The organism is Herbaspirillum sp. YR522 (assembly GCF_000282575.1).
Taxonomy (GTDB): Bacteria; Pseudomonadota; Gammaproteobacteria; order Burkholderiales; family Burkholderiaceae_D; genus Herbaspirillum.
In genome coordinates, this window is sequence record NZ_AKJA01000075.1 from 1 (window position 1) to 13,716 (window position 13,716).

General features: G+C 62.9%; 13 protein-coding genes and 1 pseudogene. 10 read left to right on the plus strand and 4 right to left on the minus strand.

The window, feature by feature from the left end; genetic code table 11:
• The coding region (locus tag PMI40_RS11415; RefSeq protein ID WP_008115346.1) for an EI24 domain-containing protein at positions 1-724 on the plus strand (724 nt) is incomplete at its 5' end.
• Between the two features lie 41 nt (positions 725-765).
• On the plus strand, positions 766-1,572 hold the full coding sequence (locus PMI40_RS11420; RefSeq protein WP_008115348.1) for a molybdopterin-binding protein: 807 nt from the start codon (positions 766-768) through the stop codon (positions 1,570-1,572).
• Between the two features lie 113 nt (positions 1,573-1,685).
• On the opposite strand, the gene PMI40_RS11425 is transcribed toward PMI40_RS11420, so the two are convergent.
• Positions 1,686-2,246: a phasin family protein gene (locus PMI40_RS11425; RefSeq protein ID WP_008115350.1), complete on the minus strand. Its 561-nt coding sequence runs from the start codon at positions 2,244-2,246 to the stop codon at positions 1,686-1,688.
• A 348-nt stretch (positions 2,247-2,594) separates the two neighbouring features.
• On the opposite strand from PMI40_RS11425, the pseudogene PMI40_RS11430 reads away from it, so the two are divergent.
• Both PMI40_RS11430 and PMI40_RS11435 read left to right on the plus strand, forming a co-directional pair.
• Positions 2,595-2,867: pseudogene (locus PMI40_RS11430) on the plus strand (histone deacetylase); the annotation flags it as partial.
• A 25-nt stretch (positions 2,868-2,892) separates the two neighbouring features.
• Complete coding sequence (locus PMI40_RS11435; RefSeq protein WP_008115353.1) at positions 2,893-3,786, plus strand: DMT family transporter; 894 nt, start codon at positions 2,893-2,895, stop codon at positions 3,784-3,786.
• A gap of 36 nt (positions 3,787-3,822) precedes the next feature.
• On the opposite strand, the gene PMI40_RS11440 is transcribed toward PMI40_RS11435, so the two are convergent.
• On the minus strand, positions 3,823-4,623 hold the full coding sequence (locus PMI40_RS11440; RefSeq protein ID WP_008115355.1) for a helix-turn-helix transcriptional regulator: 801 nt from the start codon (positions 4,621-4,623) through the stop codon (positions 3,823-3,825).
• Positions 4,624-4,739: 116 nt separating this feature from the next.
• Between PMI40_RS11440 and PMI40_RS11445 the strand changes: the two genes are divergently transcribed.
• The gene (locus PMI40_RS11445; RefSeq protein ID WP_008115356.1) at positions 4,740-5,504 is read left to right on the plus strand and encodes a class I SAM-dependent methyltransferase; all 765 of its coding nucleotides are present in this window, start codon (positions 4,740-4,742) and stop codon (positions 5,502-5,504) included.
• A gap of 377 nt (positions 5,505-5,881) precedes the next feature.
• On the plus strand, positions 5,882-6,991 hold the full coding sequence (gene pbpG / locus PMI40_RS11450; RefSeq protein ID WP_008115357.1) for a D-alanyl-D-alanine endopeptidase: 1,110 nt from the start codon (positions 5,882-5,884) through the stop codon (positions 6,989-6,991).
• Positions 6,992-7,072: 81 nt separating this feature from the next.
• On the opposite strand, the gene PMI40_RS11455 is transcribed toward pbpG, so the two are convergent.
• Entirely contained in the window at positions 7,073-8,236 is a 1,164-nt protein-coding gene (locus tag PMI40_RS11455) for a sugar diacid recognition domain-containing protein (RefSeq protein WP_008115358.1), read from the minus strand.
• A 181-nt stretch (positions 8,237-8,417) separates the two neighbouring features.
• On the opposite strand from PMI40_RS11455, the gene PMI40_RS11460 reads away from it, so the two are divergent.
• Positions 8,418-9,749 (plus strand): MFS transporter, encoded by a 1,332-nt coding sequence (locus PMI40_RS11460; protein ID WP_008115359.1) that lies wholly within the window; start codon positions 8,418-8,420, stop codon positions 9,747-9,749.
• A gap of 60 nt (positions 9,750-9,809) precedes the next feature.
• Positions 9,810-11,090, plus strand: a complete 1,281-nt coding sequence (locus PMI40_RS11465) for a glycerate kinase (RefSeq protein WP_008115360.1) — start codon at positions 9,810-9,812, stop codon at positions 11,088-11,090.
• Here PMI40_RS11465 and PMI40_RS11470 read toward each other — a convergent pair.
• The gene (locus PMI40_RS11470) at positions 11,080-11,862 is read right to left on the minus strand and encodes an IclR family transcriptional regulator (protein ID WP_040501931.1); all 783 of its coding nucleotides are present in this window, start codon (positions 11,860-11,862) and stop codon (positions 11,080-11,082) included. The two genes, PMI40_RS11465 and PMI40_RS11470, sit on opposite strands and share 11 nt — an antisense overlap.
• Before the next feature lie 350 nt (positions 11,863-12,212).
• Between PMI40_RS11470 and PMI40_RS11475 the strand changes: the two genes are divergently transcribed.
• Positions 12,213-13,232, plus strand: a complete 1,020-nt coding sequence (locus PMI40_RS11475; protein ID WP_008115362.1) for a sulfate ABC transporter substrate-binding protein — start codon at positions 12,213-12,215, stop codon at positions 13,230-13,232.
• Between the two features lie 155 nt (positions 13,233-13,387).
• On the plus strand, positions 13,388-13,716 hold a 329-nt coding region (locus PMI40_RS11480), incomplete at its 3' end, for an NAD(P)H-dependent oxidoreductase (protein WP_008115363.1).

Sequence of the window (13,716 nt, forward strand, 5' to 3'; positions counted from 1 at the left end):
CGGCCTGTGGCTGTGCCTGCAGCCGATGATCGATTTCCTGCAGGACTACTTCATCAGCCACGGCACCTTCGGCACGGTCGGCAGCCTGCTGGCCTGGTTCGGCCTGGGCGCCTTGAAGACCGTGATCGTGCCGATGCTGGCGATGTGGGCGCTGCTGCCCTTGATGATCCTGACCGCGCTGGTCTTCGTGGGGTTGTTTACCATTCCGGCCGTGGCGCGGCATGTGGGCACGCGCCACTATCCGGGATTGGAAATGCGTCACGGCGGCAATTGGCGCGGCAGTCTCTGGACTTCGCTGTGGTGTTTTGCGGTGTTTACCGTGCTGTGGCTGGCCACGTTGCCGCTGGCGCTGATCCCGCCGCTGAGCTTCGTCGTGCATCCGCTGCTGTGGGGCTGGCTGACCTATCGTGTGATGGCCTACGATACCCTGGCCGATCACGCCAGCGTGGACGAACGGCATGCCGTGCTGCGCCAGCACCGCTGGCCGCTGCTGGTCATCGGTACCGTGGCCGGCGCCCTGGGCGCGGCGCCCACCTTGCTGTGGCTGGGTGGCGCGCTGTCGGTGATCCTGTTCCCGCTGCTGGCCGCCGGCGCCATCTGGCTGTATGTGTTGGTGTTCGTCTTTACCGGCCTGTGGTTCCAGTACTATTGCCTCGAGGCCCTGCAGCGCCAGCGTTGCGCGCAGCCGGCGACGAGCGACGTGGCCGGGGTGAATGGGGCATAATCGTCATAGTTTGTTAACCCCTTTATCGGCACAGCAAAGACATGGCGATCGGACTCATCATCATCGGCGACGAAATCCTTTCCGGGCGCCGCATCGACAAGCATTTTCCCAAGGTCCTCGAATTGCTGACCCAGCGCGGGCTGCAGTTATCCTGGGCCGAATACCTGGGGGATGACCCCCAGCGCATCACCGCCACTCTCAAGCGCACGCTGGCCAGCGACGATATCGTGTTCTGCACCGGCGGCATCGGCGCCACGCCCGACGATCACACCCGCCAGTGCGCCGCGGCTGCGCTGGGCGTGCCGTTGCTGCTGCATCCCGACGCCCGGCGCCGCATACAGGAGCGCATCGGCGACATGGCCGGCGAGGCCGGCGTCACCCCGGACTTCGACAGTCCCGAGAACCTGCACCGGCTGAAGATGGGGGAGTTTCCCGAGGGGGCCGACATCATTCCCAATCCCTACAACAAGATCCCCGGATTTTCGCTGCGCAATACCAGCGGCCAGGGCGCCCATTATTTTGCGCCGGGCTTTCCGGTGATGGCCTGGCCGATGTTCGAGTGGGTGCTCGAGACGCATTACGCCGACCTGTTCCATCGCCAGGCCTGGGCCGAGCGCTCGATGCTGGTATTCGAATCGGCCGAATCGACCCTGACCCCGCTGATGGAGGCCATCGAGGCCGAGTTCACCCAGGTGAAGGTGTTCAGCCTGCCGCATGTGGGCGACCAGCAGACCCGGCGCCATATCGATCTTGGCGTCAAGGGCGACCCGCAGCAGGTCGCGCCGGCATTCGAGAAGTTGCAACAGGGCTTGCGACAGTTGAAGGCCGAATACCAGGTCAGCGCCTGAGGCCGCGCAACACCGCACGGCTGCGCAGCGCCATGCAAAAAAATGCCCTGACGCAAGTCAGGGCACGCAACGGCACCGGGCATCCGGAACCGAGGAGATGAAGTCGATTCGACTTACTTGCGCACGCGGGTAGCCTTGGCGCCGGCCTGCGACAGCTGGTCGACGGCGGTGGTGACATTGGCTTCGAGGACGTCGGCGGCCTGCTTGGCGTTCTTGCTGAATTGCTCGTAGCCTGCGTTGAAGTGGCCCAGCGTGGTCTTGAACAGCGAGATCGCCTGCTCGGAGCCGGCCGGCGCATTGCGCGAGGCTTCGTCGATCAGCGCCACGAACTTGCGGTTCACTTCGGCGATCTGGCCTTCTACGGTCCTGGTCAGTTCAGCCTGGGTGCTGGAGAAGATACCCGACAGGTGACGGCCGTAGGCTACCGATTTTTCGGCCGTGGGCTGCGCCTGGGCGCTGGCCAGCGAAAAGAATTCTTGCGGGTCCTTGGCGGCAAACAGCTGTTGTGCGGTGAGCTGGCCTTCTTCCAGCGAAGACTTGACTGCCTTCAGGTTCAGATCCACCAGTTTCTCGACGCCTTCGAAGGTCTTGCTGGCCAACTGGCTCATCAGGGCGAACTGCAGTTCGGCATTTGCGCTGGCGGCGGCGGAAAAATGGTCGGTGTAGGTCGTCATATTGAAACATCCTCTGGTTTTGATGGTTGATGACAAAGACAGACTGCGAATGAGTGCATGCTTACGGACCGATCTGCGCGGCAGGAAGGAAGTCTCCGTGGAATTTTTTATTTGGATTTGACGCGTTGCACAAACCGATTCTAGTGTAAAAACTAACAAAGTCAATGCGCCAGCGGATACAAGCACGGCAGTAGTTGATCTGGATCGCAAGCACCGCGGTTCACTGGTCAGACCCTCGCCCGGCGCTGATGAAATCGATCCAACTACCGGCGGTCGTGCCGCAGTGTCACAGTGCCACATGCGCTTGCCTCGCCGTTGGTCCTTCGCCACGAGAGTTATTGCTTGAAAGCGCTCGATACCGTACAGCGCCACTTCGCACCGCAATTGATCATCTACCTGGCCGGTGCCGATCCGTATGAGAGCGACCGGCTGGGCAAGATGAAATTGCGCATGCCAGGCCTGGCCGCGCGCGACCAGATGGTATTTTCGATGGCGGCCCAGCAGAAAATCCCGGTAGCGGTTACGATGGCGGGCGGTTACGGCACCGATCTGGTGCAAACCGTCGACGTGCATATACAAACAATTAGACTCGCAAGTCGCCACGCCTGGCGCCGTCAATAGGCCTGGCTCCGCTGAAAGATACAAGATGATGGTCCCCGCCGCCGGCAATCGCCGCAATGCCCTGTTGAACCTGGTGCCGCTGCTGTTCGTGCTGATCTGGAGCACCGGTTTCGTGGTGGCCAAGTTCGGCCTGCCGTACGCTCCTCCCCTGACTTTCCTGTTATTGCGTTTCATCGGCGTGCTATTGGTATTGCTGCCTCTGGTGCTGCTGTTTCGCGCCCCTTGGCCGCATGGCCGCATCAGGCATGTGGCGCTGGCCGGGGTGCTGTTGCAGGCGGGTTACCTGGCCGGGGTCTGGTGCGCCATCAAGATCGGCATGCCGGCCGGGCTGTCGGCGCTGATCGTCGGCTTGCAACCGATCCTGACCGCGTTCGCCGCGCCCTTGCTGGGTGAATCGGTGCGGCCGCGCCAGTGGCTGGGGTTGGCGCTGGGCCTGTGCGGGGTGGGGCTGGTGGTGGCCAACAAGATCTCGTTGATCGGGCTGTCGGGCGCAAGCATCGGCCTGTGCGTCTTTGCGCTGCTGTGCATCACCGCCGGCACGCTGTACCAGAAGCGCTATTGCGCGCACTTCGACCTGCGCACCGGTACGGTGATCCAGTTCTCGGCATCGGCGGCGGTGATCCTGCCCTTTGCGATCGTGCTCGAAGGCCTGGACTGGCAGTTGGGCACGGTGGCCTGGACCCCGCAGTTCATCGTGGCGCTGGCGTGGTCGGTGCTGGCCTTGTCGATCGGTGCCATCTTCCTGTTGTTTGCGCTGATCCGGCGCAGCGCCGCCACCAGCGTCACCAGCCTGCTGTACCTGACGCCGCCCACCACGGCGGTCATGGCATGGCTGATGTTCAACGAAGCCTTCAGCCTCATCGGTGCGCTCGGCATGCTGGTGGGCGTCATCGGCGTGGCCTTCGTGGTGCGCAAGTAGCGCGCATCGTACTGGCAGTCGCCGGATGCAGGCGCGTCAGTCGGCTGGCATCAGCGTCACCAGTTTCAGGTCGGGCCGATTGGCTACCCTGAAATTGACTTGCCGGTAACGCAACTGGCCCTGCTGCGGATGGTGGAAACGCCGTTCCCCGCCTTCCCGTTCCACCACATCCTGCAGGCCCCAGGCGCGCTTGAAGAGGGCATTGCTGGCCGACAGCTCCTCGACCAGCGCGCTCATCTGTGGATCGTCCAGCGCCTGTCCGCAATCGGCGCGGAACTCCGCCACCACGCGCCGCGCACGCTGCTCCCAGTCGCCGGTGAGGGCCTGGGCCGCCGCCGTGCCGAACATGAAACGCAACAGGTTATGGCGCTCGCCGCGCACGTCCAGCCATCCGGCGAACAATTTCCTGGCGGCATTGTTCCAGGCCACGGCGTTCCAATAGCGGTCCAGCAGGTAGGCCGGCGCACGGATGCTGTGCACTACTTCCGTGATTTCGGCGGCGATGGCGGCGTCCTCGCCATGGGCCGGTGCACTCGGGTCTTTCTTGGTGGCCAACTCGAACAGGTAGGCGCGCTTGGCGCGCGCCAGTTGCAGCGCATCGGCGATGCGCGCCAGCGCCTGGGGCGACACCGAATCGGTACGACCCTGTTCGATCCAGGTGTACCAGGTCACGCTGATGCCGCACAGTTGCGCCACCTCTTCGCGCCGCAGGCCGGGCGTGCGACGACGTCCGGCCAGCGCCATCGGCGGCAGGCCGGCGGTGGCCGGCGAAGTCTGCTCGCGCTGGCTCTTGAGAAAGTCGCCCAGGGCGCGGCGGCGGGCAAGATCGTGGTCCATGGAGGCATATCCTGTTGGAAAGGGTAATAGTATAAATGCCCAACTTGTAACAGGATAATAAATCGCTAGACTGGCTCCTTCATCCACCGATCCATCCATTCCACCGGAGCCAAGCCATGCGTAGCCATTCCCAGGTCGTCACCGAACAATTCGGCAATACCGCCGCCGCCTACCTTACCAGCGCCGTACATGCGCAAGGCCAGGACCTGCAGCAGTTGGCACAGATTGCCGGCGCCATCGACCAGGCCAGGGTGCTGGACCTGGGTTGCGGCGGTGGCCACGTCGCCTTCGCGGTGGCGCCGGTGGTCGCCAGCGTGGTGGCCTACGATCTGTCGCCGCAGATGCTCGAGGTGGTGGCCGCGTCGGCCGCCGAGCGCGGCCTGGACAACCTGTCGGTACAGCAGGGCAGTGCCGATCGCCTGCCGTTCGCCGACGACAGTTTCGACCTGGTCTGCAGCCGTTATTCGGCGCATCACTGGCGCGGCCTGCCGCTGGCGCTGAGCGAGGCCTTGCGGGTGCTCAAGCCGGGCGGGCGGCTGGTGATCATCGACACCGCCGCGCCTGAGGACGTGCTGGCCGACACCTATGTGCAGGCCATCGAATTGCTGCGCGATACCTCGCATGTGCGCAATGTCAGCCCGGGTTCCTGGCGCAAGCTGCTGGGGCGTGCCGGGTTTGCCGTGACCGGCGACCAGCACTGGAAGCTGCGCCTCGAATTCGACTCGTGGGTGGCACGCATGCGTACTCCCGCGGCCCACATTGCCGCCATCCACGCCCTGTGGGACAGCGCCCCGGCCGAGGTGCGCAATTATTTTTTGCTGGAAGCGGATCATTCCTTCTCGATCGACGTACTCATGCTGCAGGCGATCAAGTTAGGCTAATGCTGTGTTTGTCAGGTCATTCCTGAGCCGGTCAACCCGCTGGCCGGCCATGCCGTTATCCCGACAGCCAAATCGCATAGCTGGCACGGCTATTGCCTTTTGTTATTCAAATGGCGGCGCCGCGCACGGTTCTAGACTGCTATCATGCGTTGGGTTACAGGGTAGGGCCGCGGCCACGGCCGGGGTTGGATCAAGACATGTCGTTCGACTAACAAAAATAATACGTTCTGCCTGGGGGCAGAGTGACGAGCGGCAGGTAGAAAGTGGATCACATGATTGCGCTAACTACTTAATTATCTTGCAGATTTTTTTCTTTTTGCTACACTGCCAACGTTTCTCTTGTGTACTATCCGGGTAAATTGGGGGGAGCTCCACTCATGTTCAAATCAGCGCTGGCCGTTTTTACAACTCTAATTCTGCTGCAGGCTGGCCTGTCGCCTGCCAATGCGCAGAGCGCCAACGCCGCCAGAAAGCCGGTTGCCAAGAAGGCTGCGGTCAAGAAGCCTGCGGCCAGAAAGGCCGTGACCACCAAGACCGTGGCGCCCGGTTCGTTGAACAATCGCGAACGGCTGGTACGCAAGACCACGGTAGCCAAGGGTCGCCGCCATGTCGCCTATCAACGCGTCTCGGCTGCGCCTTCGGTCCCTGCGGTCCCCCCCGTGATGACCGCCGGCGACATCGCCGGCCTGAACCTGACGCAAGATCCGCTGGCACTGCGTTCGAACGTAGCGCTGGTGATCGACCAGGCCAGTTCGCAGGTCCTGTTCGAAAAGAATTCCGCCGTGGCATTGCCGATCGCATCGGTGACCAAGCTGATGACCGCCCTGGTGGTGGTCGAAGCGCGCCTGAACATGGAAGAAGTCCTGAGCGTGACCGATGACGACGTCGACCGCGAGAAGCACAGCAGTTCGCGCCTGCGCGTAGGCGCGCAGCTGAGCCGCGACGACATGTTGCACATCGCCCTGATGAGCTCCGAGAACCGTGCGGCATCGGCATTGGGTCGTCACTATCCGGGCGGGCTGCCGGCATTCGTGCAGGCGATGAACGCCAAGGCCCGTTCGCTGGGCATGCTCGATACCCATTACGTCGATTCCACCGGCCTGTCGAGCCAGAACGTGGCCAGCGCGCGCGACCTGGCCAAGCTGGTGGTGGCGGCATATCAATACCCGATCATCCGCCAGTATTCGACCGATCCCAAGTACATGGTCGAACCGAGCGGCCACGCGCTGCAATACAACAGCTCGAACCGCCTGACGTCCAGCAAGGAATGGGACATCGGCTTGCAGAAGACCGGTTTCATCAACGAAGCAGGGCATTGCCTGGTGATGTATACCCGCATCGAAGGGCGTCCTATCGTGATGGTGTTCCTCGATTCGAAGGGCCGCCTGTCGCACGTCGGTGATGCCACCCGCATGCGCAAGTGGCTGGTCGAGGACCAACCGAAGAACCTGACCCGGGTCAAGATGGTGCGGGCAGACCAGGGTTGACCAGCGGTCAGATCCATTGGCAAAAAAGCGAACCTCCGGGTTCGCTTTTTTTTTATCCCCGGTTGCATGGTGGCGACGCTGTCAGTCGCCGGCCTCGGCCGGGGTGATCTGCAACGCCACGTATAGCATCAGGCGGTCGTCGATGATGGCCAGGTCGAGACCGGTCAGCTCGCCGATCTTCTGCAATCGATAATCGAGGGTATTGCGGTGGATGTGCAGGGCCTGGGCTGTCAGAGCGGGATGGTTGTTGTGCTTGAACCAGCTCATCAGCGTTTTGACCAGCACTCCGTTCTTCTGGTCGTACGCCTTGAGCTTGTGCAACGTCTGGCGTAACTGTTCGGCCTGCCAGCCCGATTGCAGGCTCGACAGCAATACCGGTAAATGCAACTCGAAATAGGAAAACACCGTTGCCGCCGGTTCGCGCCGACGGCCCACGCGCGCGGTGTGTCGTGCCGATTCGTAAGATGCCGTGGCACCGTCGAGTCCAGGCAGTGCCACTCCTACGGCCAGGGTCGAGGCGAACTGCAGCGCCGGTCGGATCACCTCATGCAATTCATGCAAGCGCTTGCGGGCGCGCTGCGCGCGCGGCATCGGCGAATCGGCCGTGTCGAATCCCTCCAGCATCACCAATTCGCCCGGCGACACCACTGCCGTGAGCAGGTCGGGCCAGCGCATTGCCAATGCCGCCTGCACATGCTGCAGCTCGGTCAGCACCAGGTCCATGCGGTGGCTGGCGCCTGTGACTTCGAGCACGAACATGGCGCGCGGCAGGCGCACGTCGATGGCCAGGCGGGCGGCCCAGGCGGCCATGCTGGCGTCCGACACGCCGGTGCGATGCACCAGTTGGAACACGAATTCCTCGCGATAGCGTTTTTCGCGCTGCAGTTCGCCGGTCAGCCGGGCGCGCTCGAGGATCATCTCGGCCGTCAGGCGCACCAGTTCCGCGAACTGGCGCACCTGGTCCGGTTGCCCCGTAAGCCCGATCACGCCGCAGATGTCGCCGCGCACCACCAGCAACAGGTTGATGCCCGGTTTGGCGCCATGCAGGTGGGCCGTGCTGGAGTCGTCGATTTCTACCGTACTACGGCGCGCCAAGGCCAGTTGCGCGCCCAGGTGTGCGCTGCCGATGCGTTCCGGGCTGCCGCTGGCGACGATCGTGCCGTGCCGATCCATGACGTTAACGCTGAACGGAATGATTTTCATCGTGCGCTCGACGATCTCGCGCGCCAATGGAAGGTCGATCATGCGGGTCTCCTCTGCTTGCGTCGGGGTGCCAGTGTGGCGTTTGCATCCGCAATTCCATAAGTGCGCTTGCACAATATTTAAGTTCTGCGTCCGGATCTTTTTTGGGGGTTTGCACAATGCGCCTGGGAAGCGCTTGCTTGTAGCATCTGGCCACCTATTCCAAATAAAACTAGGAGACGATATGGCCAATAGTGCAAGCGCACCTCGCGCGGGGCATGCGCCGGGCGACCAGGCTGCCCTGGAAGGCGCCTACCGCAAGATCACGTTTCACCTTATCCCGTTCATCTTCATCTGTTACCTCTTCAATTATCTCGATCGCGTCAATGTTGGTTTCGCCAAGCTGCAGATGCTCGACGCACTCAAGTGGAGCGAGACCGTCTACGGGCTGGGCGCCGGCATTTTCTTCGTCGGCTATGTGCTCAGCGGGGTGCCCAGCAACCTGCTCTTGCATCGTCTCGGGGCGCGCAAGGTCATCGGTACGCTGATGATCGCATGGGGGATGGCGTCAGCTGCCCTCATGTTGGTCACCACGCCCCAGGCCTTCTATGGATTGCGCTTTGTCACCGGTGTGTTCGAGGCCGGCTTTTTCCCCGGTATCGTGCTGTATTTCACCAACTGGTTCCCGGCCTCGCGGCGGGGCCGGATCATGGGCCTGTTCATGTCGGCCATCCCGATCTCCGGGGTGCTGGGCAGCCCGCTGTCGGGCTGGATGCTGGAATCGTTTTCAGGGCATCACGGACTGGCCGGCTGGCAATGGATGTTCTTGCTGCAGGGCGTGCCGACCGTGCTGCTGGGCGTGCTGGTCTATGCGCTGCTAAACGACGGCATTGTCCAGGCGAAGTGGCTGGACCAAAAAGAAAAGAGCTTGTTGCTGGCCGAGCTGGAAGCCGACGAACGCGAACGCCGTGCGGCCAATGTGGTGGCCGATTCCTTTGCCAGCGTGTTGTCCAATGGCCAGGTCTGGCTGCTGGGGCTGGTCTACTTCTGCATCCAGATGGGAGTCTATGCCATCAACTTCTGGCTGCCATCGATCATCAAGTCGTTGGGCTTCCCCAATGCGGTGACGGTGGGATGGATCAGCGCCATCCCTTATTTTGCCGCCTGTATCGCCATGATCCTGGTGGGTCGCTCGGCGGACGCCCGCAAGGAGCGCCGTTGGCACTTGAGCGGTCCGATGCTGGTGGGACTGGCCGGCCTGATGCTCGCTACCCAGGCTGGCGGCAACCAGGTCTTGGCCATCGTCGGCCTGTCGTTGGCCACCATGGGCGCATTGTCGAGCCTGCCGATGTTCTGGCCGCTACCCACTGCCTTCCTGGGCAGTGCCGCCGCCGCCGGTGGCCTGGCGCTGATCAATTCGTTGGGGCAAGTGGCAGGTTTCATCAGCCCGTTCCTGGTGGGATGGATCAAGGACCGCACCGGCAGCGCCGATGTGGCCCTATACATCCTGTCGGCCATCATGTTGCTAGGTGCCGTGCTGGTGCTGCGTATCCCGGCCCGTATCGTCAACCGATAGCATGCAACCGGCGGCCCGGCCAGGCGCTGCCGCGATTCGCCACGAATGGAGACTTCAGCCATGCCAAGCCCCGTGCCACGACAACTGCTGCTCGACATGTTCCAGGCAGCCATCGAAAGCGCGCAACCGAACCATTGCCTGCCGCCGTACTTGCCGCCACCGCCGCGCGGGCGACTGGTGGTCATTGGTGCAGGCAAGGCGTCAGCGGCCATGGCGCGTGCAGTCGAGGATCACTGGTGCGGCCCGCTGTCGGGCCTGGTGGTGACCCGCTATGGCTATCGTGTTGCCTGCGATCGCATCGAGATCCTCGAGGCCGCGCACCCGGTGCCGGACATGGCCGGGCTCGAGGCCTCGGGCCGAATCCTGCGTGCGGTGGACGGCCTGGGCCCGGATGACACGGTGCTATGCCTGATATCGGGTGGAGGATCGGCGTTGTTGACGTTGCCCATCGACGGCGTCACGCTGGCCGACAAGCAGGCATTGAACCGCGACCTGCTCAGGTCTGGCGCCACGATTGGCGAAATCAATTGCGTACGACGCCACCTGTCTGCCATCAAAGGGGGCAGGCTGGCCGCCGCCTGTTGGCCAGCCAAGGTCGTGACCCTGTTGATCTCGGACGTGCCGGGCGACCGCCCCGGCGACATCGCCTCCGGACCCACGGTCGGCGACGCTACCACTTGTGCCGATGCGCTCGAGATCATCCGTCGCTATGGTATCGACTTGCCGGCTGGATTGCGTCATGTATTGCACAGTGGACGCGGCGAATCGGTCAAGCCCGGTGACCCCCGGCTGGCCGGCCACCAGACCCATATCATCGCCACCCCGCAGCGGGCGATGGAAGCCGCTGCCAGTGTGGCGCGCGCCGCTGGCGTGACGCCATACCTGCTCAGCGACAGTGTCGAGGGAGAGGCACGCGACGTCGGGCGGGTCATGGCTGCCATCACGCGCCAGGTGACCGCGCGTGGCGAGCCTTTCAAGCCGCCTTGCGTATTGATCTCGGGCGGCGAGACCACGGTGACGGTAAAGGGCGATGGCCGTGGCGGACGTAATGTCGAGTTCCTGCTTTCGTTGGGCCTGGCCCTGGGCGAACAGCCGGCCGTGCATGCGTTCGCGGGCGATACCGACGGTGTCGACGGCCAGGAGGAAATCGCCGGCGCCTATCTGGCGCCGGATTCGCTGCGGCGTGCCTGGAAGAAGGGCCTGAGCGCACAGGACAGCCTGGACCGCAACGACGGCCACGGTTTCTTCCAGGCGCTCGGGCAGTCCATCGTGACCGGGCCGACGCTGACCAACGTCAACGATTTCAGGGCAATCCTGATCACCGACCCGCTCAGTCCCTGATCTGGAATCCCAGCGCCGAGGAAATCTGGTGGGCCGTCGTCACCAGGTCATCCACCCATTCCTCCTGCAGCCGGTCGGCTGGCGCCGAGATCGACAGGCCCGCCACCAGCTTGCCGCTGTCATCGCAGATGCCGGCGGCCATGCAGCGCACCCCCAGTTCCAGTTCTTCGTTGTCGCGCGCATAGCCCAGCGCACGCACCATCGACAATTCGCGTTCGAGCTTGGACAGGTCGGTGATCGAGTTCTTGTTGTGGCCCGCCAGCCCGGTGCGGGTGGCATAGGCACGCACCGCCTTGGGATCGTCCACCGACAGGAACAGCTTTCCGGTGGAGGTCAGGTGCAGCGGTGCACGCCCGCCGATGGCCCGTACCACCTGCATGCCGGAGCGCTCCGAGAACGAACGGTCGATGTAGACGATTTCATCGCTCTGGCGCACCGACAGGTTGATGGTCTGGTGCGTCTTGCGGTGCAGCGCGCGCATCAGGTCCAGCGCGGCCTCGCGCACCGACAGCCGGCTCTTGACGATATTGCCCAACTCCAGCAGCCGCATGCCCAGGCGATAGGTACCGGGCTCGACCCGGTCGACGAAACGCTTGACCACCAGGTCGTTGAGGATGCGGTGCGCAGTGGAAGGGTGCAGCGCGGTGGCCGCCGATAGCTCTTTGAGGCTGACCGGATCGGGATAGGCCGCCAATGCATCGAGCAGCGACACCATGCGCTCGATGACCTGGATGGAAATGCTTTCTGTCTCGCCTGCCGCTTCTTTTTTCATGGTGCAGTCTGGTGCGTTGCAATAGCTGCCGTTATACCACATTGTGAAAACTCCAATGAAGTCGACGCTGCGCTCAACTGCGCTTGATCACCCTGTCCGGATAAGACAGATTATTTATTTGAATATCACCGAGGCGATTGGTTGTCATTCGACAACATCGATCCGATCCTTTAAACCCCTTTCGATATAAGAGACGGCGCCTTTATTCGGAGCGCGTGATCATGCATATCTGTTTTTCGCATAACTAGAGAACAAAGTATTCGTTCTTTTTCAAAACGACGGTCATTAACCTGTGTGCTCCAAACAGGGCGCCTGCCGGCGTCACCAAGACAACACTCATGGGAACGGATATGTCGAAGCTCAAACACCTCATCAAGACGGTTGCCGCCACGCTGGTACTGGCACAGGCCGCCCACGTGGCGCACGCCGCCGACCTGTCGCTGCTCAATGTGTCGTACGATCCGACGCGCGAGCTGTATGCCGACTATAACAAGGCCTTCTCCAAGTACTGGAAGGCCAAGACCGGTGACAACGTCACCATCAAGGCTTCCCACGGCGGTTCGGGCAAGCAGGGCCGTTCGGTCATCGACGGCATCGATGCCGATGTGGTGACGCTGGCGCTGGCCTACGACATCGACGAGATCTCCGAAAAGGCCAAGCTGCTGCCGGCCGACTGGCAAAAACGCCTGCCGCACAACAGCGCCCCATATACCTCCACCATCGTGTTCCTGGTGCGCAAGGGCAATCCCAAGCAGATCAAGGACTGGGACGACCTGATCAAGACGGGTGTGTCGGTCATCACCCCGAACCCCAAGACCTCGGGCGGCGCCCGCTGGAACTACCTGGCCGCCTGGGCCTATGCCAAGAAGAAGGGCGGCAACGACGCAGCGGCCCGCGAATACATCGGCAAGCTGTTCAAGAACGTGCCGGTGCTCGACTCGGGCGCGCGCGGCGCCACCATCACCTTCGTCGAGCGCGGTATCGGCGACGTCCTGCTGGCCTGGGAAAACGAAGCCTTGATCTCGCTCAAGGAATGGGGGCCGGACAAGTTCGACATCGTCGCCCCGTCGCTGTCGATCCTGACCGAGCCGCCGGTGGCGGTGGTCGACAAGGTGGCCGATCGCCGCGGCACCCGCAAGGTCGCCGAGGAATACCTGAACCACCTGTATACCGAAGAAGGCCAGGAAATCATTGCCAAGAACTACTACCGTCCTATCGATCCCAAGGTCGCGGCCAAGTACGCCTCGCAATTTCCCAAGTTGAACCTGGTGACCATCGACGGTGAATTCGGCGGCTGGCAAAAGGCCCAGAAGGCCCACTTCAGCGATGGTGGATCGTTCGACCAGCTGTACGTGCCGGGCAAGAAGTAAGCGGGCCACGGCGGTCATGCGGCCCCGGGCGGGCAGCATGACCGGTTTCCGGTCCCGGCCCTGGCGCTCGGGGCGGATCGAATGACAGAGCAACATCCGAATACCGCGAGCGATCGGCCACCGGCTGGCGCCGCTTTCATCGAGCAAGAATCGACATGACCATCCTGTTGCTGGCCGGCAGTCCATCGGCACCATCCCGTTCCACCCGCCTGCTCGATCACGTGGGCAACAAGCTGGTACGCCTGGGCCATCGCTATGCACGCCTGGAAGTGCGCGACCTGCCGGGCCAGGCGATCTTGCGCGCCGACTGGAACGATGCCGAGATCAAGGCGGCGCTGGCCACGGTGGCCGAGGCCTCGGCCGTGGTGGTGGCCACCCCGGTCTACAAGGCCGCCTACAGCGGCATATTGAAAGCCTTCCTCGACCTGCTGCCGCAATTCGGGCTGACCGACAAGCTGGTGCTGCCGCTGGCCACCGGCGGCAG